Source organism: Arthrobacter sp. MMS24-S77 (assembly GCF_054888235.1).
This window is the reverse complement of the sequence record NZ_JBTZRN010000001.1, coordinates 2,475,720-2,501,367: the sequence shown is the minus strand read 5'-3', so window position 1 is coordinate 2,501,367 and position 25,648 is coordinate 2,475,720. Positions and strand designations below refer to the sequence as shown.

The 25,648-nt window shown below is 62.3% G+C and carries 25 protein-coding genes; 13 read left to right on the top strand and 12 right to left on the bottom strand.

What is annotated here, in order from left to right; all coding sequences use genetic code 11:
• Positions 1-36 precede the first annotated feature (36 nt).
• Positions 37-699: a LysE family translocator gene (locus ACX5I4_RS11415; protein ID WP_461836762.1), complete on the top strand. Its 663-nt coding sequence runs from the start codon at positions 37-39 to the stop codon at positions 697-699.
• 8 nt (positions 700-707) lie between these two features.
• Here ACX5I4_RS11415 and ACX5I4_RS11410 read toward each other — a convergent pair whose 3' ends face one another.
• A complete protein-coding gene (locus ACX5I4_RS11410) occupies positions 708-1,082 on the bottom strand; it encodes a VOC family protein (RefSeq protein ID WP_461836761.1) in 375 nt (124 codons plus the stop codon).
• A 151-nt stretch (positions 1,083-1,233) separates the two neighbouring features.
• On the opposite strand from ACX5I4_RS11410, the gene ACX5I4_RS11405 reads away from it, so the two are divergent.
• A complete protein-coding gene (locus tag ACX5I4_RS11405; protein ID WP_461836760.1) occupies positions 1,234-1,632 on the top strand; it encodes a DUF3054 domain-containing protein in 399 nt (132 codons plus the stop codon).
• Positions 1,633-1,691: 59 nt separating this feature from the next.
• Entirely contained in the window at positions 1,692-1,973 is a 282-nt protein-coding gene (locus tag ACX5I4_RS11400; RefSeq protein WP_078108932.1) for an Lrp/AsnC family transcriptional regulator, read from the top strand.
• A 27-nt stretch (positions 1,974-2,000) separates the two neighbouring features.
• Here ACX5I4_RS11400 and trpD read toward each other — a convergent pair whose 3' ends face one another.
• The gene (trpD, locus tag ACX5I4_RS11395) at positions 2,001-3,059 is read right to left on the bottom strand and encodes an anthranilate phosphoribosyltransferase (RefSeq protein WP_461836759.1); all 1,059 of its coding nucleotides are present in this window, start codon (positions 3,057-3,059) and stop codon (positions 2,001-2,003) included.
• Positions 3,060-3,207: 148 nt separating this feature from the next.
• Here trpD and ctaE point away from each other — a divergent pair, with 148 nt between their 5' ends.
• From ctaE to qcrB, 4 genes are all read left to right on the top strand, one after another.
• Positions 3,208-3,846, top strand: a complete 639-nt coding sequence (ctaE, locus tag ACX5I4_RS11390) for an aa3-type cytochrome oxidase subunit III (protein WP_461836758.1) — start codon at positions 3,208-3,210, stop codon at positions 3,844-3,846.
• A gap of 88 nt (positions 3,847-3,934) precedes the next feature.
• Positions 3,935-4,723: a cytochrome bc1 complex diheme cytochrome c subunit gene (gene qcrC / locus ACX5I4_RS11385; RefSeq protein WP_184735153.1), complete on the top strand. Its 789-nt coding sequence runs from the start codon at positions 3,935-3,937 to the stop codon at positions 4,721-4,723.
• Between the two features lie 98 nt (positions 4,724-4,821).
• Positions 4,822-5,892: a cytochrome bc1 complex Rieske iron-sulfur subunit gene (gene qcrA / locus ACX5I4_RS11380; RefSeq protein ID WP_461836757.1), complete on the top strand. Its 1,071-nt coding sequence runs from the start codon at positions 4,822-4,824 to the stop codon at positions 5,890-5,892.
• Positions 5,870-7,543, top strand: coding sequence for a cytochrome bc1 complex cytochrome b subunit (gene qcrB / locus ACX5I4_RS11375; protein WP_461836756.1), 1,674 nt, complete (start codon positions 5,870-5,872; stop codon positions 7,541-7,543). Before qcrA ends, qcrB begins: the two co-directional genes overlap by 23 nt.
• 100 nt (positions 7,544-7,643) lie before the next feature.
• On the opposite strand, the gene ACX5I4_RS11370 is transcribed toward qcrB, so the two are convergent.
• Entirely contained in the window at positions 7,644-8,435 is a 792-nt protein-coding gene (locus tag ACX5I4_RS11370; RefSeq protein ID WP_461836755.1) for a GntR family transcriptional regulator, read from the bottom strand.
• A gap of 165 nt (positions 8,436-8,600) precedes the next feature.
• Here ACX5I4_RS11370 and ACX5I4_RS11365 point away from each other — a divergent pair, with 165 nt between their 5' ends.
• Complete coding sequence (locus ACX5I4_RS11365) at positions 8,601-8,894, top strand: HPr family phosphocarrier protein (RefSeq protein ID WP_461836754.1); 294 nt, start codon at positions 8,601-8,603, stop codon at positions 8,892-8,894.
• 115 nt (positions 8,895-9,009) lie between these two features.
• On the opposite strand, the gene ACX5I4_RS11360 is transcribed toward ACX5I4_RS11365, so the two are convergent.
• From ACX5I4_RS11360 to ACX5I4_RS11340, 5 genes are all read right to left on the bottom strand, one after another.
• A complete protein-coding gene (locus tag ACX5I4_RS11360) occupies positions 9,010-9,411 on the bottom strand; it encodes a cytochrome c oxidase subunit 4 (protein ID WP_461836753.1) in 402 nt (133 codons plus the stop codon).
• Entirely contained in the window at positions 9,408-11,126 is a 1,719-nt protein-coding gene (ctaD, locus tag ACX5I4_RS11355) for an aa3-type cytochrome oxidase subunit I (RefSeq protein WP_184735142.1), read from the bottom strand. The genes ACX5I4_RS11360 and ctaD overlap by 4 nt, the downstream gene beginning before the upstream one ends.
• A gap of 10 nt (positions 11,127-11,136) precedes the next feature.
• A complete protein-coding gene (gene ctaC / locus ACX5I4_RS11350) occupies positions 11,137-12,009 on the bottom strand; it encodes an aa3-type cytochrome oxidase subunit II (protein WP_461836752.1) in 873 nt (290 codons plus the stop codon).
• A gap of 183 nt (positions 12,010-12,192) precedes the next feature.
• Positions 12,193-12,579, bottom strand: coding sequence for a HesB/IscA family protein (locus ACX5I4_RS11345; RefSeq protein ID WP_059390004.1), 387 nt, complete (start codon positions 12,577-12,579; stop codon positions 12,193-12,195).
• A 205-nt stretch (positions 12,580-12,784) separates the two neighbouring features.
• Positions 12,785-14,212 carry a M20/M25/M40 family metallo-hydrolase gene (locus ACX5I4_RS11340; protein WP_461836751.1) on the bottom strand — a complete coding sequence of 476 codons (1,428 nt, stop codon included), beginning with the start codon at positions 14,210-14,212 and terminating at the stop codon, positions 12,785-12,787.
• 121 nt (positions 14,213-14,333) lie between these two features.
• On the opposite strand from ACX5I4_RS11340, the gene ACX5I4_RS11335 reads away from it, so the two are divergent.
• Positions 14,334-14,933, top strand: coding sequence for a DUF3043 domain-containing protein (locus ACX5I4_RS11335; RefSeq protein ID WP_461836750.1), 600 nt, complete (start codon positions 14,334-14,336; stop codon positions 14,931-14,933).
• Positions 14,934-15,049: 116 nt separating this feature from the next.
• Here ACX5I4_RS11335 and ACX5I4_RS11330 read toward each other — a convergent pair whose 3' ends face one another.
• Positions 15,050-16,117, bottom strand: coding sequence for a quinone-dependent dihydroorotate dehydrogenase (locus ACX5I4_RS11330; RefSeq protein WP_461836749.1), 1,068 nt, complete (start codon positions 16,115-16,117; stop codon positions 15,050-15,052).
• A gap of 68 nt (positions 16,118-16,185) precedes the next feature.
• Here ACX5I4_RS11330 and ACX5I4_RS11325 point away from each other — a divergent pair, with 68 nt between their 5' ends.
• Genes ACX5I4_RS11325 through ACX5I4_RS11315 form a run of 3 tightly spaced genes read left to right on the top strand, consistent with a single transcriptional unit; the run spans position 16,186 to position 19,993 of the window.
• Complete coding sequence (locus ACX5I4_RS11325; protein WP_461836748.1) at positions 16,186-17,868, top strand: FAD-binding dehydrogenase; 1,683 nt, start codon at positions 16,186-16,188, stop codon at positions 17,866-17,868.
• A gap of 9 nt (positions 17,869-17,877) precedes the next feature.
• A complete protein-coding gene (locus tag ACX5I4_RS11320; RefSeq protein WP_461836747.1) occupies positions 17,878-19,050 on the top strand; it encodes an alpha/beta hydrolase in 1,173 nt (390 codons plus the stop codon).
• Positions 18,938-19,993 (top strand): alpha/beta hydrolase, encoded by a 1,056-nt coding sequence (locus ACX5I4_RS11315; protein WP_461838701.1) that lies wholly within the window; start codon positions 18,938-18,940, stop codon positions 19,991-19,993. The genes ACX5I4_RS11320 and ACX5I4_RS11315 overlap by 113 nt, the downstream gene beginning before the upstream one ends.
• A gap of 30 nt (positions 19,994-20,023) precedes the next feature.
• Here the strand turns inward: ACX5I4_RS11315 and ACX5I4_RS11310 are convergent, their stop codons facing one another.
• The 3 genes from ACX5I4_RS11310 to leuA form a co-directional block, all read right to left on the bottom strand.
• Entirely contained in the window at positions 20,024-20,842 is an 819-nt protein-coding gene (locus ACX5I4_RS11310; protein WP_461836746.1) for an isoprenyl transferase, read from the bottom strand.
• A gap of 2 nt (positions 20,843-20,844) precedes the next feature.
• Entirely contained in the window at positions 20,845-21,600 is a 756-nt protein-coding gene (gene recO / locus ACX5I4_RS11305; RefSeq protein ID WP_461836745.1) for a DNA repair protein RecO, read from the bottom strand.
• Between the two features lie 84 nt (positions 21,601-21,684).
• Positions 21,685-23,424: a 2-isopropylmalate synthase gene (leuA, locus tag ACX5I4_RS11300; protein WP_461836744.1), complete on the bottom strand. Its 1,740-nt coding sequence runs from the start codon at positions 23,422-23,424 to the stop codon at positions 21,685-21,687.
• A 249-nt stretch (positions 23,425-23,673) separates the two neighbouring features.
• Between leuA and ACX5I4_RS11295 the strand changes: the two genes are divergently transcribed.
• A complete protein-coding gene (locus ACX5I4_RS11295; protein WP_461836743.1) occupies positions 23,674-25,626 on the top strand; it encodes a M13 family metallopeptidase in 1,953 nt (650 codons plus the stop codon).
• Positions 25,627-25,648 lie beyond the last annotated feature (22 nt).

The following is a 25,648-nucleotide window of genomic DNA, read 5'->3' as shown; positions in this document are numbered from 1 at the left end:
AAAACAATGCCCGACGGCGGCTGGCTACCATGGAGCATGACCATCCCCGCCGCTTTGGCTTCCTTCGCCCTCGTTGCCGCGCTGCTCACGATCATCCCAGGAATGGATACGGTCCTCGTGCTGCGCACTGCCATCAGCCACGGCCGGGTTCCAGCCTTCGCCGCAGCCGGGGGAATCTGCACAGGCACGATGGTCTGGGGTGTTGCCGCCGCCGTCGGAGCGTCTGCTTTGCTCGCTGCTTCGGAAGCCGCATTCCTGGTCCTCAAGCTGGCCGGCGCCGCCTATATGGCGTGGCTGGGTGTATCCATGCTGATCAAGAGTTTCCGGCGGGTCCCCCAAGCATCAGCTCCGGACGTTGCCCCAGCCATGGCCGAAGCCCTGGAGCAATCCCGGCAGGCAAGCGGACGATCTTCATGGCTCACCTGCATCACGTGCAGTCTGCTGAATCCCAAAGTAGGAGTGTTCTACATGGCGATGATCCCCCAGTTTTTGCCGCCCGACGCCCCGCCGCTGTTGATGGGGGTACTTCTGCCGACTGTCCACAGTATCGAAGGCATCCTGTGGTTCGCGGGCATCATCGCGGCAACCCATTTTGCCCGCAGATGGCTCCAATCGCCTGTTGTGAGCAAAGTCACGGACCGCATCGCCGGCGTCGTACTCATCGGGTTAGCGGCCAAAATCGCCACAGACCGGACGTGACCCGTCGCTTAGTTTCCTCTCGGCTCCCGACCGACAAGTCCCACCGTGTTGCCTTCACTGTCCTCGATGAACGCCATCCATTCGTCGGTTCCAGCAGGTCCAAGGCTCCCGTCAACGTGACTGTAGATGAGCTGTGGTTCCTGAATGACCTTGGCCCCTGAGGCACGGATCCCTTCAATCGCGGACCTGACATTGGCCACGTCCAGATAAATCAGCGACGTCGGAGCGCCCTTATCCAGGAGGAGCCGAACCCCGTCCAGATCAAAGAACAGGAGGCCGGGTGGATCGAACTTCGCTGTCGGCCCGCTGCCCAGGAGCCGCGAGTAGAAAGCTGCTGCCCGGTCGAGGTCAACCGCCCGCTGGGCGACCTGGATCAACCTCATTGCTTACCTCCAGGGACTGGTTCTTCTTATGTTTGGTAGCCACATCTTCCGCGCCGCAGGGTTGGGGTTCAAGGACTTGGTTCCAGGCGTTGGTTCCAGGACCGGAACCTTCGGTTCGAGTTCAGCTTCCGTGCGGGATATGGTCGTTTCCATGCCTGATTCAAAACCCGCCCTGGTCCGGACTGCCCTCGTCGCGGCATTCGTTGACGCCGTTCTCATTCTGGTTTTCGCGGCCATCGGCCGGGACGCGCACCAGCGCGCCGATGTCCTGACGGGGGTCTTCTCGACGGCCTGGCCGTTTCTTGCGGGTGCCGCGATAGGGTGGCTCGCCGCGAGGATCTGGCGGGCGCCCTTCGCGATCTGGCCGTCCGGCGTCGCTGTGTGGATCGGAACCGTGGCCGGGGGCATGCTGTTGCGGGCCGTTACCGGCCAGACCGTGGTGCTCGCTTTCATCATCGTTGCTTTGATCAGCTTGGCGATCCTGCTGCTTGGCTACCGCGCAGTGATCGCCCTCGTGACCCGTGTTCGTCGACGGAGCCGTCAGCCCTGAGCGCCAGCCCATGCACTAGGCTTGCATCGTCCACTGCTGCACTTCGGAAAGGCCCCCCAGTGATCACCGCTTTTGTCCTGATCAAGACCGACGCTTCACGTATCCCGGAGACGGCAGAGGAGATTTCCGCCATCCAGGGCATCAGCGAGGTCTACTCCGTTACAGGAGAATGGGACCTTATTGCCGTGGCACGCGTCGCCAAGCATGAAGAGCTGGCGGACGTCATCGCAGACAAGCTCTCCAAGGTTCCTGCCGTGGTTCACACCACCACGCACATCGCTTTCCGGGCATACTCCCAGCACGATCTGGACGCCGCTTTTTCCTTGGGCTTCGAGCAGTAAACGCCAATACCCCGCCGCCTGGCCGGCTCAGCTTTGAGTGAGTCCGACCCAAGTGCCGAGCACCCTGGCCGCTGCTCCGGAGTCAATGGATTCGGCGGCCCGCAGCCAGGCCGACTTCATGCGGTCCAGGAACGGTCCGTCGGCAGAAGTGTCGAAGGCAACCAAGCCAGCAGCGGCGTTGAGCAACACAGCGTCGCGGACCGGGCCCGGCTTCCCGCCCAGTACTTCGCGCACGACGGCGGCATTCGCCTCGGCGTTGCCGCCGCGGAGATCTGCGACGGTCGACGAGGCGATTCCCAGGTCCGCCGGCGAGAACAGCAGTTCGGTGACTTTCCCGTTCCTGATCTCCCACACCGTGGATGGACCCGTGGTGGTCAGTTCATCGAGGCCGTCTCCTCCGCGGAATACCAGTCCGCGACTCCCCCGGCGTGCCAGGACTCCCGCGATCAGCGGCGCCATGGTGGCGTTGGCCACTCCAACGGCCGAGGCCTGCACATGGGCCGGGTTGGTCATGGGTCCCAGGAAGTTGAAAGCCGTGGGGATACCGAGTTCGGCCCGGACAACTCCGGTATGCCGGAATGACGGGTGGAATACCTGCGCGAAACAGAAAGTGATTCCAGCCTCTTCGGCGTTGCGGGCAACGCGGTCGATCGGCAAGTCGAGCCTCACGCCAAGGGCTTCCAGAACGTCCGCGGAGCCTGACGACGACGACGCCGCCCGGTTTCCGTGTTTGACGACGCGCGCGCCGGCGCCCGCGGCCACAAGTGCAGCCATGGTGGAGATGTTGACGGTGTTGAGCTGATCGCCGCCGGTGCCAACGATGTCCAGCTTTTCGCCCGGGATACTCACGGGATTGGCGTTGGAGAGCATCGCCTCGACCAGTCCGGTGACCTCCTCCACGGTCTCCCCCTTGGCGCGCAGCGCAACGAGGAAGCCGGCAATCTGGGAAGGAGCAGCTTCCCCGGACATGATCGTGTTCATGGCCCATGCGGTGTTCTCGACCGAGAGGTCTTGCCCCTTGATCAAGGCGGAGATGAGTCCGGGCCACGAGTTGCTTGCCTGCTGTGCAGATGCCTGTGAAGTCACCACTTGATGCTAGCGATCCACCCGGCTCCATGACCAATGCGAACCACTCCGGGAACTTTTCCGCGCGAATTCGCGTGTTTGTAGAAAAAGTCCCCCCAAAAGGCGGTTCGCATTGGGAAGTCCGGACTTTTACAGACATAATGTCCTTGTGACATCTGCGACCCATGCCCCCAGTACCCCGGCGCACCCGACGCTGAATCGCCCCAATCTGGTTTCCGTTGGAACCGTTGTGTGGCTTTCCAGTGAGTTGATGTTCTTCGCCGGTCTCTTTGCCATGTACTTCACCCTGCGTTCCACGTCAGGTGCGTTGTGGGCTGAAGAAACCGGCAAGCTCAACTTCCCGTTTGCGCTTGTCAACACGATCGTCCTTGTGGCCAGTTCCTTTACTTGCCAGATGGGCGTCTTCGCTGCCGAGCGACTTGAGCCACGCCGTCGAGGCGGCGTGCTGCAGCTCACCCGCTGGGGTATGAACGAGTGGTTCATCCTGACGTTCCTCATGGGCTCCTTCTTCGTTGCCGGGCAAACCACCGAATACGCCATGCTCGTCTCCGAGCACGTCACACTTTCGGCCAACGCCTACGGTTCCTCGTTCTACATCACCACCGGCTTCCATGGTCTCCACGTCATCGGCGGCCTCATCGCCTTCCTGTTCATCATCGGCCGTGCTTACGCGGCCAAGAAGTTCGGACACTTTGAAGCGACCTCGGCAATCGTCACCTCGTACTACTGGCACTTCGTGGATGTTGTGTGGATCGGCCTCTTCCTGGTCATCTACGTCCTGAAGTAGCCCGGCACTGACTCTTGTTCCGCAAGAGGATGAATTTTCAAGAAGCGGCTCACGGAGCCGACGCAGGATCGAATAAAGGAACCACCACGTGAAGGCACTCTCGCAGAAGCGACGTCATCCACTGGCAGCCATTGCGCTGCTGCTGATGGGACTCCTCGTCACTGGTGGGCTTTACGCCGTTGCCACAACGGTCAACCAGGCGAAGGCAGACACCACTACCTTCAGCGCAAGCGACGCCCAGGAGGGTGGCAAGCTCTTTGCCGCCAACTGCGCCACCTGCCACGGCATGGGCGCCAGCGGAACCAAGGACGGCCCCTCGCTGGTCGGCGTGGGTGCGGCTGCGGTTGACTTCCAGGTTGGCACCGGCCGTATGCCCATGCAGATGAACGGACCCCAGGCACAAGAAAAGCCGAGGCAGTTCAATGACCAGCAGACACAGCAGCTGGCGGCTTACGTCGCTTCGCTCGGCGCCGGCCCGGCCATTCCCGATGCGGCACTGCTGGACGAAAAGGGAGATGCCGCCAAGGGTGGCGAGCTTTTCCGCGTGAACTGCGCTATGTGCCACAACGCGGCAGCTGCCGGCGGTGCACTGACCCGCGGAAAGTTTGCTCCGGCACTGGCCGGTGTCTCTGGCCAGCACATCTATGAAGCCATGGCAACCGGTCCGCAGAACATGCCCGTCTTCAACGACGCGAACATTTCTCCTGAGGGCAAGCGCGACATCATCACCTTCCTGAAGAAGATCGAAGCCAACGGTTCGCCGGGTGGCGCCGACCTCGGTTCGCTGGGTCCGGTTTCCGAAGGCCTGTTCGTCTGGGTCGCAGGCCTCGGCGTCATCATCGCCTTCACCATCTGGCTGACGTCGCGTACGTCTTAGTCCAGACGCACTAAAAGCTTCTGCTGTCCCCACAGCAGTTTTGAATTGAACATTAACCCGGTTCCGGCCGGGACAACGAGAGAAGGATGAGGCGAATTATGGGCAACCATAGTGACGGCAGTCCGAACCACTCGGGCACCGTAGCTACGGCTGGTCAGAATGTTGTGGAGAAGTTCCAGGATCCTGGACTTCCTCCGCACCGTTTGCGCCTGGCTGACACGGACCCGAGAGCCGCTAAGCGAGCCGAGCGACAGGTAGCCATTCTGTTTGGCATCTCCGTCATCGGCACGGTGATCTTCCTGGTGTCGTACTTTGCCATCGATCTTGGGCAAGACTCCACGATCGCAACGATCCGCACCCAGAACCTATTGCTTGGCCTTGGCACCGCATTCGCGATGCTCGGCATCGGCACCGGCATCGTGCACTGGGCCAAGGCCCTCATGCCGGACCACGAGGTATCGGAAGAGCGCCACGCCATCCGTACCGAGGAAGACCGCCAGGCCGCCGTGCGCATCGTCGAGGACATCGTCGAGGAAACCGGCATCAAGCGTCGCCCCCTGATCCGCAACACCCTTTTGGGTGCTGTGGCACTGGCACCCCTCCCGGCCCTGGCCGTTTTCGGTGACCTTGGACCCCGCCCGGATGACAAGCTCGCACACACCATGTGGGCACCCCAGGACGGCAAGCTCAAGCGCCTCACCCGCGACCCCGACGGAACTCCGATCAAGGCATCGGATGTAACCATCGGTTCCGCGTTCCACGTGATCCCCGAAGGCCTTAACGAGCTCCAAGAAGGCAAGCTGAACGCGAAGGCCAAGGCCGTCGTTCTGCTCATGCGCCTCAACCCGGGCGACTTGACGATCTCCAAGGGCCGTGAAAACTGGAGCTACAACGGAATTGTTGCCTACTCCAAGATCTGCACCCACGTTGGTTGCCCGGTTGCTTTGTACGAGCAGCAGACGCACCACCTGCTGTGCCCGTGCCACCAGTCAACCTTCGACCTCACCAAGGAATGCAAGGTTGTCTTCGGACCCGCCAGCCGTCCGCTCCCCCAGCTGCCCATCGCGGTCGACGCTGAGGGCTACCTCGTAGCCACGAGCGACTTCAAAGAACCTGTAGGACCGAGTTACTGGGAGCGTGACGAGCATGAGCGCCTCATCAACAGCTGAAGTCCCCTTCGCACCGAAGACCAAAGTTGGCCGGATCACGGACTTCGTTGACGAGCGCGTCGGCGGATCCGGAATCCTGCGTGAGTTTGGCCGGAAGGTCTTCCCTGACCATTGGTCCTTCATGTTCGGCGAGGTGGCGCTGTATTCCTTCGTCATCCTCCTCATGTCGGGTACCTTCCTGACGTTCTTTTTTGACCCGTCCATGGCTGAGACCCATTACTCGGGTTCATATACTCCGTTGACCAATGTCGAGATGTCAGTGGCGTACAGCTCCTCGCTGAACATTTCCTTCGACATTCGCGGTGGCCTGTTCTTCCGCCAGGTGCACCACTGGGCGGCTCTGCTGTTCGTGGCTTCGCTTGGTGTGCACATGCTGCGCGTGTTCTTCACGGGTGCCTTCCGCAAGCCGCGTGAAATGAACTGGGTTGTGGGTGGTGTCCTATTGATCCTGGCAATGGCTGAAGGCTTCACTGGATACTCCCTCCCCGACGACTTGCTCTCCGGTAACGGCCTGCGCATTATCGACGGCGTCATCAAGTCAATCCCGGTGATTGGAACGTACATCTCGTTCTTCCTCTTCGGAGGCGAGTTCCCGGGAACAGCCATCATCGGCCGCCTGTACGTGCTTCACATTCTGCTGGTGCCGGCCATGATTCTTCTGATGATCGTCATCCACCTCTTCATGGTGGTTGTCCACAAGCACACCCAGTACCCTGGTCCGGGCCGCAACGACGGCAACGTCGTTGGCTACCCCCTGGGCCCGGTTTACGCCGCAAAGGCCGGTGGCTTCTTCTTCATCGTGTTCGGTGTCGTCGCGCTTATGGCTGCGATGTTCACCATCAACCCGATCTGGAACTACGGGCCGTACGACCCCTCCCCCGTATCTGCCGGTACACAGCCTGACTGGTACATCGGATTCGTCGATGGTGCACTGCGTCTTATGCCAGGTGTCGTCAATGACTTCCACTTCGAGTACGTCATCTTCGGCCACGTGCTGACTCTGAATGTCCTCCTCCCAGCCCTGGTTCCTGCCGGCATCATCTTCACGGTGCTCTTCATGTACCCGTGGATTGAGCGGTGGATCACCAAGGACAACCGGGAGCACCACGTCCTCGACCGTCCTCGCAATGCTCCGACCCGCACCGCCATTGGTGTCGCAGGGTTCACCTGGTACTGCGTCATGTGGGCCGCTGCAGGTTCGGACCTCATCGCAACGCACTTCCACGTTGCCCTGAACGACGTCACGTACTGGCTGCGCACGCTCTTCTTCCTTGGCCCGATCATTGCATTCATGGTGACCAAGCGCGTGGCCCTTGCGCTGCAGCGCAAGGACCGCGAGATCGCCTTGCACGGCCGCGAAACCGGTCGCATCGTACGCTTGCCGCATGGTGAGTTCATCGAGGTACATGCACCGCTGGACGACTACAAGCACTACAAGCTCGTAGGCTTCGAGTCACCGGTCCCATTGCCGGCTGAACCGAACGAGCACGGTGTGGTCACCCCGAAGGAAAAGCGCCGCGCGGCTCTTTCCAAGTGGTTCTTCGAGGACCGTGTTGCTCCGGCAACGCCCGCCGAGCTTGAAGCCGCACACGGGCATGGCCACCATGAGGCCATCGAATCCGTCGAAGAGCACAAGAGCCTGAGCCACTAGCTTTCGGCAATAGCAATTGAGAGAGGGCCCCGTCCAACGCGGACGGGGCCCTCTCTCGTTGTTTGTGTGTACCGGCCGGGGTACGCCCTGACGCTTGAGGTTAGTGGTTGCGGTACCCCGTGGACTGGCTCCGGGTGGACCGAACTCCCGGGCGCTGCAGCGGGACCCACAACTTGTACCGGTCAGCCCTGTAGTAGGACACGGAGTAGTCCACCATGGCGCGTGCGACGAAAGCGTGACGCTGAATCTTGAGCAGCGGGGTACCGACGTCCACGTTCAAGAGCCGCGCGGTCGATGGCGAAGCTGCCGTTGCTTCGATCATGTCCTCGCCCCATTCCATGACGAGTCCGTACTTTTCGCTCAATACGTTGTACAGGGAAGTGGGGGGCGCCTCGTCCAACAGGCCCGGCACGCGGTGGGCAGGAATGAAGTTCTCGTCCACGCTCATAGGCTCATTGTCGGCGAGCAGCAGCCGTCTGAAGCGAACCAACGGTGTCCCCTCTTCCAGCTGGAGTTCGCGCGCCAGGAATGCACTCGCGGCAATCTGCTCGAAGCTCAAGACCTTCGCCGCTGGAACCATGCCGCGACGTTGCATTTCCTCGCTGTACGACGTGAGCTTTACTTGGAGATCCAGCTTCGGTTTGCGCACGAAAGTCCCTAGGCCAACCACTCGTTCAATGACCTCTTCGCCGACGAGGGCATCAATGGCCTGCCGCACCGTCATCCTGGCAAGCCCGAAACGTTCGGAGAGGTCCCGCTCGGATGGCAACGCAGCACCAGGCTTGCAGGACTCGGAGATGTAGCTGCGCAGGATCTCGCGCAGTTGAACGTATATGGGAGTGCCGCTCTTGCGGTCGATCTCCCCCGAGATACGTGCTGCTTCAGCAGGCATGACGGTCTCCGGCCACGAAATCTTCCATGAAACAAGCGTAGGCCAATCCACCCACAGGTCTAGACCAGCTGGTCGCTGTGAGCCGTGCCCGCGTGTGGCGGCGCTACGCTTGTAAGGATCAAAATCGCAGTCGGCATCTGGCCGTCCGAGTCAAAAGGAGCCGGTTTGCCCGAGCACAAAGCCATCGTCGCCGCAGAGATCGGCCTCCATGCACGGGCAGCCGCCGTGTTTGTTCGTGCGGTGACGGCCACGGGCCTTCCGGTGACCATTCGGAAACCCGGCCAGCAAGCGGTCGATGCCAGGTCCCTGCTTGAGGTGATGACCGAGGACTTCGGCCATGGCTGCGAAGTGGTTCTATCCGTCCCTGGAGAACCGCTACCGGCTGGTCGGACGCTTGCAGAGGTCACTGATGCCCTGGCCGCCCTTTCGGCCGTCCTGGAGGCCGTAGAAGGGCGCTGAGCAGGCAAAGGCAAAGGCAGAGGCCCGGCCCCAGGGGCCTGCCGGCGGGTATTACACGACAACGACGTCGGGCCCCACCAATTGGTGGGGCCCGACGTCGTTGTTCAAGGTACTTCTAGTGCGCGTGATCTCCGCGGCTGTATTCGAAGACCCAACCGACCAGGGCTACGAGAGCCAAGCCAGCGGCGACGAACGTAATCCAGAAACCTACGGCGAGACCAAGGAAGCCACCGGCACAAGCCAAGCCGAGGACCAGTGGCCACCAGCTCCAGGGGCTGAAGTGTCCCTGCTCGCCGGCGCCTTCGTGAATCTCGGCGTCCGGACGGTCTTCCGGACGCATGCCGACGCGCCTGCCTGTGAAACCGAGGTAAGCACCGATCATGCCGGCCAGTCCACCGACCAGGAGGATACCCAGGGTGCCAACCCACTCAGACCAGTGGGTCAGGAAACCGTAGGCCAATGCGACGGGGACGAAGAAGAAGGCCCCGGCTCCAAAAATCCATGATTCGATCTTCACTTGGCATCCTTCTGATCAGCATTGCCGAGCAGTGTTGCTGCCGGCTCAGGCGTCTGTGCTGTGTGGTGCTGTGCGAGCTCCGGGTGGTGCAGGTCCAGGGCCGGACGCTCGGAACGGATACGGGGAAGCGAAGTGAAGTTGTGCCGCGGCGGCGGGCAGGACGTAGCCCACTCGAGCGAGGCTCCGAAGCCCCAAGGATCGTCGACTTCAACCTTCTTGTTGCTGCGCCACGTGATGTAGACGTTCCAGAAGAAGGGCAGGAGCGACGCACCAAGGACGAAGGATGAAATTGTGGAGAACTGGTTCATCCAGGTGAAGTTGTCCTGCGGCATGTAGTCCGCGTAGCGACGGGGCATGCCCTCGACGCCGAGCCAGTGCTGGATGAGGAAGGTGCCGTGGAAACCCAGGAACAGAAGCCAGAAGTGGATCTTGCCCAGGCGTTCGTTGAGCATCTTGCCGGTCCACTTGGGCCACCAGAAGTAGAAGCCCGCGAACATGGCGAACACCACCGTACCGAAGACCACGTAGTGGAAGTGTGCCACCACGAAGTACGAGTCCGAAACGTGGAAGTCAAGCGGCGGAGAGGCCAGGATGATGCCGGTCAGACCACCGAAGAGGAAGGTGACCAGGAAGCCGATGCTCCAGAGCATGGGCGTTTCAAAGGTGATCGAGCCTTGCCACAGTGTTCCGATCCAGTTGAAGAACTTCACGCCGGTGGGTACCGCGATCAGCATCGTCATGAAGGAGAAGAACGGAAGGAGGACCGATCCCGTGACATACATGTGGTGCGCCCAGACGGTCACCGACAGTGCAGCAATGGCGATGGTCGCGTAGACAAGGCCCTTGTAGCCGAAGATCGGTTTGCGGCTGAATACCGGGAAGATCTCGGAAACGATGCCGAAGAACGGCAAGGCAATGATGTAGACCTCAGGATGCCCGAAGAACCAGAACAAGTGCTGCCAGAGGACGGCTCCGCCGTTCTCCGGATCGAAGATGTGGGCGCCGAAGCGGCGGTCCGCGCCGAGCGCGAAGAGCGCAGCGGCGAGGGGCGGGAACGCCATGAGAACCAGAATGGCCGTAACCAGGGTGTTCCAGGTGAAGATCGGCATGCGCCACATCGTCATGCCCGGAGCGCGCATGCAGATGATGGTGGTGATGAAGTTGACGGCACCCAGGATGGTTCCGAAGCCGGACAGTGCCAAGCCGAAGACCCAGAGATCGCCGCCGACGCCCGGAGTAAATGTTGTGTTCGACAACGGCGCATAGGCGAACCAGCCGAAGGACGCCGCACCCTGCGGGGTGATGAAGCCGGATACGGCGATGGTGGAGCCGAAGAGGAAGAACCAGAAGGCCAGCGCGTTCAGCCGCGGGAAGGCGACGTCAGGGGCGCCGATCTGCAGCGGCATGATGACGTTGGCGAAGCCGGCGAAGAGCGGTGTCGCAAACATCAGGAGCATGACGGTGCCGTGCATCGTGAAGAGCTGGTTGTACTGTTCCTTGGTCTGCAGGATCTGCATGCCGGGTTCGAACAGCTCTGCACGGATGAGCAGCGCCATGACGCCGCCCAGGCAGAAGAACACAAAGGACGCGATCAGGTACATGTACCCGATGGTCTTGTGGTCGGTCGAGGTGATCCAGTTGACGACGATGCGTCCCTTGGATTTCGGTACTACCGGAGACTCAAGGACTCCGGCGGATTGAGTGTAAGTAGCCACGTCGCTTCCCTTAATTCTTCTCGTTCAGGTTCGGGTTGCGGTCGTACTTCGAATCGAGAAGACCGGTGTTGCCGCTCTGGCGAAGCTGGTCCATGTGAGCCTGGAACTCAGCCTCCGAAACAACCTTCACGCGGAACAGCATCTCTGAGTGGTATTCACCGCAAAGTTCGGCGCACTTGCCGTCATAGGTTCCCTCCTTGGTGGGGGTCAACCTGATGTAGTTGGTCTTGCCGGGAATCATGTCGCGCTTCTGCAGGAAGGCGGGGACCCAGAAAGAGTGAATGACGTCGCGGGAGTTCAGCTGCAGGTCAACCGACTTGTTGACCGGAAGGTACAACGTGGGGAGTTTCTCCTTGTCCACGTCGTTGCCCGTGAGGTGCGCCTGGACGCCTGCCTCGTGGAGGTCCTCGGTGACGACCGAGCCCTTCACGTAGTTGAAGTCCCAGGCCCACTGCTTGCCGCGGACGTCAACGACGACGTCGGCCGGCTGCGAGCGGTCATCAATCGCACGCTGATCCTGGTCGGTGAAGTAGAAGAACACCAAGACCATGAAGAGCGGAATGGTCAAATAAAAGACCTCCAGAGGGAGGTTGTAGCTAAGCTGCTTCGGGAAACCCGTGGTGCCCTTGCGGCGGCGGTAGGCGATGATGCACCAGACCAGCAGGCCCCAAGTAATAATGCCGACGACCAGGGCGGCGATCCATGAGTTGACCCAGAGGTCCATGATCCGATCGGTGTGGTTGGTGGTGCCACGCTCGGTGGGCAACCAGCCCTTCTCTACCTCTGGTGAACATCCGGTCAAAACCAACGCGCCGGCTAGTGCCAAGCCAGTGATCGAGGTGATCTTTATGCGTCGGCTGCCGGTTCGGTTCTGCGAACTCACAGACGGCCCTTCCTCTTGTTGCTGCAGCCCGGCAGGCCAAAGGCCCACCGGGCACACTAAAGTTTTACTACCCGATGTAGAGCTTACCGCTACCGAGCGGTTTTCGCCGACATGCTGGCCCAGTGCGTCGGGTCGGGTTGAAACCCGTTCCTGAACTGGGCCAACAGCCTGCGAATGCCCGGGTTAGTGGAACGAATCGCCGCAGGCGCAAGACCCGCCGGCGTTGGGGTTGTCGATGGTGAAGCCCTGCTTCGAGATCGTGTCCTCGAAGTCGATGCTGGCACCGCTCAGGTACGGCACGCTCATCTTGTCGACAACCACTTCAACGCCGTCGTAGTCGCGGACGGCATCGCCGTCGAGCAGGCGTTCGTCGAAGTAGAGCTGGTAGATCAGGCCCGAGCAGCCGCCCGGCTGAACAGCGACGCGGAGCCGCAGGTCAGTGCGCCCTTCTTGTTCAAGAAGGCTCCGGACCTTGCCTGCGGCGACGTCGGTCAACTTGACCTCGTGCTCGGGAAGCTCGCCGCCTGCGAGCTGCGCTCCGGTGCTGTTTTCGTTGGTTGCAGTGCTCATTGGCCTACCTTCTCATGACGCTCTTGGCGGCTGCGCCTTCGCGCTACCTGCCCTTACCCAAATACGTGCGGGTTATAGCTACATGCTACGTCGAGCCGGCGCATAGCTATAACTCCTGACGTAACCGCCGGGACCGTTACCTTGTTCCCCACAGTGGATCTCGTCTCTCCGGTGGTGCATACAAGCACCTTCGGGATGTGGAGGATCAGAGGCCTTCCGAGTTCAGGCGGGCCAGCATCAGTGCCTCGGCCAGGACTGCGTTACGGAAGTCACCGATGTGAAGGGATTCGTTGGCGCTGTGGGCCCGGGAATCCGGGTCCTCTACACCGGTCACGAGGATGTGGACATCGGGGTACATTTCGGTCAGGTCCGCGATGAACGGTATGGATCCACCGATTCCCATTTCGACGGCCTGCACACCCCATGCTTCACCCAGTGCCCACATCGCGATCCGGGCCGCAGCCGAGCCAGTATCGGTAGAGAAGGCGTTGCCCCGCTCCCCCGGCACGAACGTCACCTTCGCTCCGAATGGCGCGTGGGCCGCCAAGTGCCTGCCCATCGCGTCCATGGCGGCATCCGGATCTTGACCGGGAGCCAAACGCAGGCTGAACTTCGCCCGCGCGGACGGGAGCAAGGTGTTGGATGCGACGTCAACTGCGGGTGCGTCGATCCCGATGATGGACAAGGCAGGTTTGGTCCATAGCCGTGAGGCTATGCTGCCGCTGCCGGCAAGCTGCACCCCGTCGAGCACAGAGGCGTCCGCACGGTACTGTTCCTCGTCAACGTCCTCTACTACGTCGTCCCTCGCAACCAGGCCCTCGATGGCCACGTTGCCGTCGTCGTCGTGCAAGGTCGCGATGAGGCGGGACAAGAGGGTCGGCGCATCCAATACAGGACCACCGAACATGCCGGAGTGCACCGCGTGGTCCAGGACCCGCACCTCGAAGGTGCCGTCGACCAGGCCGCGGAGACTGGTTGTCAGGGCTGGAACACCGACCTTCCAGTTGCTGGAGTCGGCCACGACGATGACGTTCGCTTCGAGAAGATCGCGGTGTGTCTCGAGGAAAGGACGGAAGGTTGGCGAGCCCGCCTCTTCCTCGCCCTCGAAGAACAGGGTGACGCCGAGACCGAAATCGTCTCCCAGCACCTGGGTTACGGCGGCGTATGCTCCCAAGTGGGCCATGATTCCCGCTTTGTCGTCGGCTGCGCCACGGCCATAAAGGCGGCCCTCACGTTCCTGGGCCACGAACGGCTCCGTGTCCCACAGGCTCACGTCGCCCGGCGGCTGCACATCGTGGTGCGCGTACAGGAGGATGGTCGGCTTGCCCGGCGCGGCAATTCGGCGCGCAACAATGGCCGGTCCGCCCGGGGTGCCGTCGGCCTTATCGCAGCGCAGGATCTGCACGTCGGCGAAGCCTGACTCGCGGACCAGTGCCGCAACGGCCTCCGCGCTCCGCTCAAGTTCGGCCGGGTCGAAACTTGGCCAGGCAATCCCCGGGATGGCGACGAGCGCTTTCAATCGCGCCATGGTCTCGTCAAAGGAAGATTCGACGGCGGACTTGAGCGCATCGACATTGATCGTGCCGGAGCCGCCGGAAAAGGTCTGCGGGATCTCCGCATTCATTGAAGTCATGGCGAAAACACTACCGCCGGGAGTGGTGCTGGGGAACCGGTATGGACCGCGTGGCGGGCTCATTCACGTGGCCGCACGTTGCGTTGACTTCAGGGCGGTTCCTGCGGGGTATTCTGTAGGGGTGTTTGGACGTAAAAAGGATGAGCCGAGCGCTCAAGACTCAGTAGACCAGCTTGCCGACGATGCCGCCGCGAAAGGTGCAGGTGCTGGTAAGGGCGCACCCACACCCAAGCGCAAGGAACAGGAAGCGGCGCGCAAGCGCCCCCTGGTGCCAACAGACCGTAAGGCCTCCAAGGAGGCCGAGCGCATCGCCGTGCAGGACCAGCGCCAGAAAATGCGCCAGGCACTGGACACCGGTGATGAAAAATACCTGCCGCTGCGCGACAAGGGACCCCAAAAGCGCTTTGCCCGCGACTACGTCGATGCCCGTTTCAGCCTCGGTGAATACCTGATGTTCGGAGCACTGCTGTTCGTAGTGATCTCCTTCATCATTCCCTCAGGAAGTGACGCCCTCAGCTACATCTTGATCGGGTTCTGGGTCATGTTCCTGGCGGTCTTCGCGGACGTGTTCATCCTTTCCCGCAAGCTTCGCAAGGGCCTGACGCAGAAGTTCGGCGACGTCGAGCGAGGCACTGTTTGGTACGGCAGCATGCGTTCCCTCCAATTCCGCCGCCTGCGTCTTCCGAAGCCGCAGGTCCAGCGTGGCCAGTACCCCTCTTAGGTCGGCAAGCCACCAAGGACAGTCCGACTAAGCGAAAAGACCCTGGAACAGCTGTTCCAGGGTCTTTCTGCTTGTCCGCACGTGGTGATCGAGGTGCCCGGCCGTCGGCTCCCTGTTTAGCGGCGACGCTTCGCGAGGGCTCTGTTGATGCCGGCGGCCCAGAAAGGACCTTCATAGAGGAACGCCGTGTATCCCTGCACCAGGGTGGCGCCGGCGTCCAGCCTTTCCTGGACGTCGGCCGCGGACTGCACACCGCCGACGGCGATGAGCACCAGACCCTCCCCCACAGCGGCCTTCAGGCGGCGCAATACCTCGAGCGAACGCTCCTTGAGGGGCGCACCGGAGAGTCCGCCGGCGCCGCACGCGTCCACTTTGCCCGGATCGGAAACCAGGCCTTCCCGGCCGATGGTGGTGTTTGTGGCAATAATCCCGTCGAGCTTGAGGTCAAGGGCGAGGCGGGCGACGTCGTCGATGTCTTCGTCGCTCAGGTCCGGCGCGATCTTGACGAGCAGCGGCACGTGGCGGCCAGCGGATTCGTCTGCGGCATCTCCGACGGCGCGCAGGAGCGGGCGAAGCGTCTCGACGTTCTGGAGCAGTCGCAATCCAGGAGTGTTGGGCGAGCTGACGTTGACCACCAGGTAGTCGGCGGCGGGTGCCAGGCTGCGGGCGCTGACCAAGTAGTCCTCAACTGCGTCGTCGAGCTCAACAACCTTGGTCTTGCCGATGTTGACTCCGATCACGGGACGAACGCCTGAGTGCGTCCGCTGCAATGCCGCCCGGGCGGCCTTGAGCCGCGGGGCCACGGCCGCCGCGCCGTCGTTGTTGAAGCCCATGCGGTTGATCACCGCCTTGTCCTCGATCAGGCGGAAAAGCCGTGGCTTCTCATTTCCGGGCTGTGCCTGGCCGGTGATAGTACCTACCTCCACGTGGCCGAAGCCCAGCTCAGCGAGGGCTTCGATTCCGTGGCCCTCTTTGTCGAAACCGGCCGCAAGACCGAACGGCGAGGGGAACGTCAGCCCGAAAGCCTCCGTTCGCAGGGAGGGGTGCGGAGCCGTCATTTTGGCCAGAACGCGTCCTGCTCCTGAGCGGTGTGCAAAGCGGATCGCCTGGAAGCCGATCTTGTGGGCCTTTTCGGCATCCATCCAGGAGAAGGCCAACTTGAAGAATGTGGGGTAAACGCGCATGGTCCTAGTTTTCCGGTTTACGGGTCGCGCACCAAACCAGGGCGGTTACCGGACGGTAGCATGTACCAATGCCGAGCAATCCACGTGATGGAGTTCACTCCAAGGCAACTATTGAAGCCGATGTCGTCGTCATTGGGGCGGGACTGTCGGGACTGGTCGCCGCGGCCCAAGCCTACGCACTCGGCAAACGGGTTGCTGTAGTGGACCAGGAACCCGAAGCCTCTGTGGGTGGCCAGGCACATTGGTCTTTCGGGGGACTGTTCCTGGTCAACTCTCCCGAACAGCGAAGATTAGGCGTGAGGGACAGCGCCGAACTTGCCTTGAACGACTGGATGGCGTCCGCGGCCTTTGACCGGCCGGAGGATTCCTGGGCCCGGCGGTGGGCGGAAGCCTATGTGGATTTTGCCGCCGGGGAGAAGCGCCGGTGGCTGAGATCGCTCGGCGTGCGGCTATTCCCGTTGGTGCAGTGGGCCGAGCGCGGCGGCTATGGTCCCCAAGGCCACGGCAACACGGTCCCGCGGTTCCACGTCACGTGGGGCACGGGACCCGGCGTCGTGCAACCATTCCTGGCAAAAGTGAACGAGGGCGTCGCGCTCGGAAGGATATCCCTCCATTTCCGGCATCGCGCCACGGAAATTACGACGACGGCGGGCCGCGTCACCGGGGTCGTCGGCGAGATCCTCGAGGCGTCCGGAGCCGGACGCGGCGAAGCATCGCCAAGGACCGTCGTCGGGTGCTTTGAAGCGACCGCAGGAGCGACCATCGTGACCACCGGCGGAATCGGCGGGAACCACACCATGGTGCGGAGGCAGTGGCCGGACGGCCGCTCGCCGGAACACATGCTGAGCGGTGTACCGGCATCCGTCGACGGCGAGTTCCTCGCCGCCGCTGCAGCCGCCGGTGGATGGCTCATCAATGGCGACCGCATGTGGCACTACCCCGAAGGAATCCACAACCACTCCCCCGTGTGGCCCTTGCATGGCATCCGCATCCTGCCTGGCCCGTCGTCGCTGTGGATTGACGCGAAAGGACGGCAGCTGCCCGCCCCGCTCTTTCCAGGCTTCGACTCCTTGGGCGCACTCCGGCATATCCTGGCGAGCGGACACGAACATTCGTGGTTCGTGTGCAACCGGACTATCGCGCTGAAGGAATTCGCCTTGTCAGGTTCAGAACAGAATCCGGATCTCACGGGCAGGGACATCCGGCTCCTCGCCTCCCGGCTAAATCCCGGCAGTGATTCCCCGTTGGGCAACTTCCTGGACCATGGTGTGGATTTCCTCCAGGCCGCAACAGCCGCAGAACTGGCTGCGAGAATGAACTCGCTGACGGGCTCGCCCTTGATAGATGCCATGCAGCTCGATTCCCTGATCCGCGACCGGGACCAGCAAGTGGCGAGCGGGCTGGGCAAGGATCCGCAGCTCGCCGCTGTCCGGGCGGCGCGGCGGTTCGCCACCGACAAGATCATGCGTGTGGCTCCTCCGCACCGGCTCACCGATCCGAAGCACGGCCCTCTTCTGGCGGTTCGGCTCTCCGTGCTGACACGCAAGAGCCTTGGCGGACTACAAACGGACCTTCAATCACGCGTCCTTGACAGTTCCGGAACGCCGGTCCCGGGCTTGTACGCTGCAGGAGAGGCTGCGGGTTTCGGCGGCGGTGGAATCCACGGCTACCGGGCGTTGGAAGGAACCTTCCTTGGCGGCTGCCTGTTCTCCGGACGCGCAGCCGGGCGCGATGCCGCGGCGAGTGTCTAAGCTGTTCCCATGGAGTGGCAGACCGATATCCTCGGCGCGGACTTCGAAAGTTGCGCATTCGATGCGGCAGGACCCAACGGGGTGGTCCGCCGTGCAACACTGGTTCGCCACGTCCCTCACGAGGGTGCGGATAGTCTTGGTGATCTCCCACCGGCCACCAACGGTTCCATCCTTTTCCTGCACGGCTGGAGCGACTACTTTTTCAACGTGGCCCTGGCAGAGTTTTGGACCGGACAAGGTTTCCATTTCTACGCACTCGACATGCACAACCACGGCCGGAGCCTGCAGACGGACACCCCGGGTGGCTACGTGGAGCATCTGGACGATTACGACGCCGAGATCGGCAAAGCCATCGACATGATCCGATCCGGGAACCCGCTCGAGGAGTCGCCCGGTTCGTTGACCCTCATGGGACATTCGACCGGAGGCCTCGTGGCCGCATTGTGGGTCAGCCGTCACCCGGGCGCGGTCCAATACTTGGTGCTCAACAGCCCGTGGCTTGAAATGCATGGAAGTTCCTTGGTCCGCCGCGCAGCCCAGACCATGGTGAAACCGCTCGCGCGGTTCCGGCCCAAGACGATCCTGCGCCTGCCCGAACGCGGGTTCTACTACCGCAGCATCAGCAGCTCCGCCGAGGGCGAATGGCTCGTCGATCCCAAATACCGCCCACCCTTGGCCTTCCCCATGAGGGCAGGATGGCTCAGTGCGGTCCTCAGCGGACACACGAGGGTGGCTCGCGGGCTGAGAATTGACATCCCCATCCTTGTGCTGATCTCCGGAGCGAGCGCGAACGGCATGATCTGGCAGGAGTCCATGAGGCGTTCAGACGCAGTCCTGGACGTCAACACCATGGCTGTCCGTGCCATGACTCTTGGCCGTACCGTCACCTTGGAACGGGTGGATGGCGGCCTCCACGATGTGTTCCTTTCGGCAGGCCCGGTGCGTGCCGACGCCTATGCCCGGCTTGCGCGTTGGATTCACGGTTACATTTCCAGCGGGCCAGGTCCGGAGCACGCGGCAGGCGACGAGCCTGGACAAACGGGGGAGCTCCATGACCACCGAGCTGGGGTTGCCGGTATGGCAACAGGACTTCTTGGGAGGTGGTTTCGAGGCATTGGAACTGGCACTTCCACCCGACGAAGAGGGTCCTGTTTGCGCCACCCTTGTCCGACACGTCCGTAGCGTGCCGGCACAGTCAGCGCCACACGGACTCCTGGATGCCTTGACGGCTTTCACCAGACGCCGACGCCGGAGGGAAGTTCCCGTCACGGAGGGCCCGCCGAGGGTGGTGCTGTACCTCCACGGCTGGGCCGACTACTTCATGCAGACAGAATTGGCGGAGTTCCTGGGTGCCTCCGGATTTCATTTCTATGCGCTTGACCTACGCAAGTTCGGACGGAGCCTACGGCCGGGGCAAACTCCCGGCTACACCACCGATCTGTCGGTGTATGACGAAGATATCGATGCCGCGCTGCTTGCGATACATCGGGACATTGCCGAGATGACCGGTAGCACGGAGGTACCTACGGTCCACTTGCTGGCCCATTCCCTGGGAGGCCTGATTGCGGCGCTGTGGGCTGATCGAAATCCCGGCCGTATTGCCACCCTGACGCTGAATTCGCCGTGGCTCGAGCTTCAGGGCAGCAGCCTGATCCGCAGCATGGCGATGCGTCTGGTGGAACCGTTTGCGCGTACCGACCCCAAGCGACCCTTCCGTTTCCCTGAGATGCCGGCCTATTGGGAGAGCGTCAGCAATCTGGCCCACGGGGAATGGACCCTTGATTCGGAATGGCGGCCGCGGGCTTCCTTCCCGATTCGCGCGGGGTGGACTAGGGCTGTCCTTGCGGGGCACGCCGCCGTCGAACGCAAACTCAATATCGACGCTCCGGTGCTCGTGCTGCTTTCCGGACGGACCCGGATCCAGGCCGAATGGACCGCGGAGCTCATGCGCGTCGACGCCGTGATCGACGTCGAGCAGACGGCCCGCCGGGCGCTGGGCCTTGGCCGCAGGACAGCAGTATTCCGCTATCCGGGCGCCCTCCACGACGTGTTCTTGTCACGGCGCACGATCCGGCAGCAGGCCTACAGGGACGTCGCTATCTGGTTGGCTTCCTATCCGGACTGACGGGCTTTGCCAGCGCACTTGTGTTAATTGTCAGCGAGGCGCTGCAGCGTCCACCGCACCGCCGTAGCGGCGGTCCCGTTTGGCATAGATCTCGACGGCGTCCCACAAGGTCCGGCGGTCGACGTCGGGCCACAGCGTGTCCATGAACACGAACTCCGCGTAGGCCGATTGCCACAAGAGGAAGTTGGACAGCCGCTGCTCCCCGGAACTGCGCAGGAACAAGTCGACATCCGGAAGATCCGGTTCATCCAAGTACTTCTGGATGGTCTTCTCCGTGACCGAGCCGGGTTTCAGGCGGCCATCGGCTACGTCCTGGGCAATCGCCGCGACGGCGTCGGCGATTTCGGCGCGTCCGCCGTAATTAACACACATGGTCAACGTGCACGTGTCGTTGCCGCGGGTGTATTCCTCGGCTTCCTCGAGTTCCTTGATCACGGAACCCCATAGCCTGGGACGTCGGCCAGCCCAACGAATCCGCACCCCCCACTCGTCGAGCTGGTTTCGCTGTCGACGTAGCACGTCCTTGTTAAATCCCATGAGAAAACGCACTTCTTCAGGAGAGCGGCGCCAGTTTTCGGTGGAGAAAGCGTAGACACTGACGTACTTGATGCCGAGTTCGATCGCGCCGGCCATCACATCCAGCAGCGCCGGCTCCCCGGCCTTGTGCCCTTCGATGCGTGGCAGGCCGCGTTGGTTTGCCCAGCGGCCATTGCCATCCATGACGATGGCCACGTGCTGAGGCACCAGTTCGGCGGGTATGGCGGGCGGCCTGGCCCCCGAGGGATGTTGGTACGGGGCCTTCACCGGGGTCTTCCGCGCAATCGCCGTCTTCTTTTTTCCCAGTGCCACTGTCAGCTTCGCTCCACATGTTTGAGGGACTTCAATGCTCGTTCAAGATGCCATTGCAGGTAGCTCGCCACCAAACCGGCTGCCTCGCGGCGATGCATGCTCTCGGACACATCCGCGGTGGCCCAGTCCCCCGTCAGCAGTGCGCCCAACAGGACCACGGTCTCGGGTGCGGGCGCCGGCGAACCAGGAGGGCGGCAGTTACTGCAGATCATTCCGCCTAAGGGAGCGGAGAAGGCGGTGTGCGGACCGGCCGCCCCGCAGCGGGCGCAGTCCGTGAAGCTGGGCGCCCAGCCGCCAGTGGCCAAAGCGCGGAGGAGGTAGGAGTCAAGAATGAGTTCCGGCGGGTGGTCGGAACGGCTCAGGGAGGCAAGAGCCCCCACGAGGAGGTTGTATTGCGCGGTCCCCGAGTCGGCGTCGGCGTCTGTCAGCTTCTCTGCTGTTTCCGTCATGGCAGCAGCGACGGTGTACCGGGAGTAATCGGCGGCAATAGAGCTCCCATAGGCTCCTTTGGCGACTGCCTGTGTGACGATGTCCAGGGTGCGGCCGGAGACGAGTTGAAGGTCTGCCACCATGAAGGGCTCCAGCCGGGCCCCGAAGCGGCTACTGGTCCGCCGCACACCCTTTGCTACCGCACGAACCTGGCCGTGGTGCTTTGTCAGCAGAGTGATGATGCGGTCCGCTTCGCCCAGTTTGTGGGTGCGCAGCACAACGGCATCGTCCCGATAGGACCGCGCTGCGAACGAAGAAGGATTGGCCACAGTTAAATCTTCGCACCACGCCGGGCCTTCTCGGGTCCGGCGGCGCCGTGCGGCACCGTGTTGACGGTGCCGCACGGCACATGGCTATGCCCGGACAGCCCTAATGGCGCGATTGACAGCAGAGATGACTGCCTTGAGCGCAGCGGTGCTCGTGTTGGGATCGATGCCGACGCCCCACAGGACCCGCTCACCGACGGCGCACTCGACATACGCTGCCGCACTAGCGCTGCCGCCCTCGGACAATGCATGTTCCGAGTAGTCCAGGACACGCACGTCCACGCCGTCTTCACGCAGGATATCCAGCAGCGCCGCGATGGGTCCGTTGCCCGTGCCGGTTCGCTGAACTACTGTGCCGTCCACCCGCAGGGCTGCGTGCAGCGTCAGCTCGCCGGACTCATCTGTTTCGGTGCGGATAGCGCCCAGGGAGTAGCGTCCCCATTGACCATCGGCAGTGCTGGCCGGCAGGTACTCGTCCTGGAACATGGCCCACAGCTGGGCTCCGCTGACTTCGCCGCCCACAGTATCGGTACGGTGCTGGATGACGCCGGAGAATTCGATCTGCGCCCGGCGCGGCAGATCCAGGCTGTGCTCGTTCTTGAGCAGGTATGCCACGCCGCCCTTGCCGGACTGGGAGTTGACGCGGATGACGGCCTCGTAGCTGCGACCCAAATCCTTGGGATCGATCGGCAGGTACGGGACTTGCCAAATGAAGTCGTCAACGGCCTTGCCGGCGGCGGCGGCGTCCTTCTCGAGGGCTTCGAAACCCTTCTTGATGGCGTCTTGGTGCGAACCGGAAAATGCCGTGAACACGAGATCGCCGCCATACGGGGAGCGCTCGGGCACGGGCAGCTGGTTGCAGTACTCTACGGTCCTGCGGACTTCGTCGATGTCCGAGAAGTCGATCATCGGATCGACGCCTTGCACGAACATGTTCAGGCCCAGTGTGACAAGGTCCACGTTGCCGGTACGCTCCCCGTTGCCGAACAAGCAGCCTTCGATCCGATCGGCGCCTGCCAGGTACCCCAGCTCTGCCGCCGCGACGCCCGTGCCGCGATCGTTGTGTGGGTGCAGGGAGATGATGATGCCGTCACGGGGATGCAGGTTCCGGTGCATCCATTCAATGGAGTCGGCGTAGACGTTGGGCGTGGCCATTTCCACTGTGGCAGGCAGGTTGATGATGACCTGCTTGTCCGCGGACGCTTCGAAAACGTCGGCAATTGCGTTGCAAACCCGCGCTGCGTACTCGAGCTCGGTTCCGGTGAAGGACTCCGGCGAGTACTCGTAGGTGATGTGGGTGTCTGTGAGGGTTTCTTCGTACTTCTTGCACAGGCGCGCGCCCTGCAGGGCAATGTCCAGGATCCCGTCTTCGTCCTGGTTGAACACGACCCGGCGCTGGAGGACCGAGGTGGAGTTGTACAGGTGGACGATGGCCTGTTTGGCGCCCACGAGGGACTCGTAGGTACGCTCGATGAGGTGCTCGCGCGCCTGGGTCAGGACCTGGATGGAAACGTCATCCGGAATGTGGCCGCCTTCGATGAGCTGCCGCACGAAGTCGAAGTCGGTCTGCGACGCGGACGGGAAGCCGACCTCGATTTCCTTGTACCCCATCTTGACCAGCAGCTGGAACATCTTCAGCTTGCGGGCCGGGCTCATGGGGTCGATCAGGGCCTGGTTGCCGTCGCGCAGGTCCACGGCGCACCAGCGCGGGGCTTTCGTGATGACTTTGTCCGGCCAGGTGCGGTCTGCCAGCTCGACCTTGATCTGGTCTTGGAAGGGCAGGTACCGGTGGATCGGCATTCCGGAGGGCTTTTGTGCGTTGCGCATGACTTAGGGCCTTTTCCTTAATCTTGAAGGAAGATTGGCCGGGCATAGCTAACTCCGCAGCGAGGGTTGGCCTAGCGAATATTCGCTTTCAAGGCCCCGCCGCGGCAGCTAAGGAGAAGCATTCCTGCACGCACCATTTCACAGTAACACGGGTGCGTATGATGACAATGCAATACCTGAAGCAACGTCCACTATGCAGACGCGGTTACGGTGGTGAGCCGGATCCGCTCGTCGTCCGAAGGAGTTCTTGTGCCACAGTCGGGGATCACACTGTCCAACATCGATGAAAGCGTTCGGCCGCAGGACGACCTCTACCAGCACGTCAATGGCGCGTGGCTGAAGTCAACCGTTATTCCGGACGACCGTGCGCTGGAGGGAACCTTCACCGCGCTTCGTGATGGCGCCGAATTGGCAGTCAAAGCGATCATCGAAGAGGCGGCCGCGAAGGGCGAGGACGCCAGCGGAATTGAGCGGAAAGTCGGCGGGCTCTACGAGAGCTTCATGGACGAAGATGCCACAGAGGCCAAGGGCATGGAACCCATCCGCGCCCGGATCGATGAGGTCTTCGCCACTGCTTCGCCCGCAGAGGTCGTTGCCCTGACCGGGCGGTTGTTCCGCTCGGACGTTTCCGGCCTCTTCTCCATCTACCCTGCGCCCGACGCCGGGAACCCGGACCGGGTCCTGCTGTACATCGGCCAGGGCGGGCTGGGCCTTCCAGACGAGTCCTATTACCGGGACGAGAAGTTCGAGCCGATCGTCAGTGCTTACGGCAAGTACGTCGCCAAACTCTTCGGCCTGGCCGGTATTCCCGACGCTGACGGAGCGGCCGAGCGCGTCGTCGCCTTTGAAAAGGCCCTTGCCTCGCACCACTGGGACAACGTCACTCTTCGCGATCCGCAAAAGACCTACAACCTCAAGACCGCGGACGAGGGACGTGAGCTGTTCCCCTACCTGGACGCATGGTTCGACGCCGCCCGGATTGAGGGCGACAAATTCACCGAGATGGTGGTGAGCACGCCGGATTTCTTCACCGGCGCGGCTGCGCTTGTCGAGTCCGAGTCCCTCGCAACCTGGCAGGAATGGTTGGCTTTGCGTGTGCTCAACGCCGCTGCCCCCTATCTGTCGTCAGTCTTCGTCGATGCAAACTTCGATTTCTATGGCACCACCCTGAGCGGCACCCCGCAGAACAAGGACCGCTGGAAGCGTGGCGTCGCCGTCGTCGAAGCCGCCCTCGGCGAGGCAGTGGGACAGATCTATGTGGAGCGCCACTTCCCCGAGGGTTACAAGGCCAGGATGCAGACACTGGTCGCCAAGCTGATCGAGGCGTACCGCCAGAGCATCACGGACCTCGACTGGATGGGCGAGGACACCAAGGCGGAAGCTCTGAAGAAGCTCGACGCCTTCCGGCCCAAGATCGGATTCCCGGACAAGTGGATCGACTACTCCGCTGTCGACATTGACCCGACTGATCTGCTGGGGAACGTCGAGCGGGCCCACAACGCCGACGTCGACCGCCACCTTGATGAGATCGGCAAGCCGGTTGATCTGAACAAGTGGCTCATGACCCCGCAGACCGTCAACGCCTATTACCACCCGATGCTGAACGAGATTGTTTTCCCTGCGGCGATCCTGCAGCCGCCCTTCTTCACGGCGGAGGCTGACGACGCCGTCAACTACGGCGGCATCGGTGCCATCATCGGACATGAGATCGGCCACGGCTTCGACGACCAGGGCTCCCAGTTCGATGGAAGCGGAGCGCTGCGGAATTGGTGGAGCGAGGAAGACCGCAAGGCCTTCGAAGGACTGACGGCTAAGCTCGTGGCCCAATTTGACGCCCTTGCACCGTATGCAGCTCCTGAGCACAAGGTCAACGGGAAGCTCACACTGGGCGAAAACATCGGCGACCTGGGAGGCCTGACCATCGGCTACAAGGCTTACCTGCTGAGCCTCGACGGTTCGGAACCGCCCGTCCTGGAGGGCCTTACCGGCCAGCAGCGCTTCTTCATGTCCTGGGCTGCCGGCTGGCGCCAAGTCATCAGGCCCGAGGAAGCCATCCGGCGCGTCGCAACGGACCCGCACTCCCCCAATGAGTTCCGCACGAACGCCATCGCCAAGAACCTCGACTCATTCCATGAGGCGTTCGCGGTGGAAGCCGGGGATGGAATGTGGCTGTCGCCTGAGGACCGCGTCAGTATCTGGTAAACGGCAATACAAAAGGAAGGGA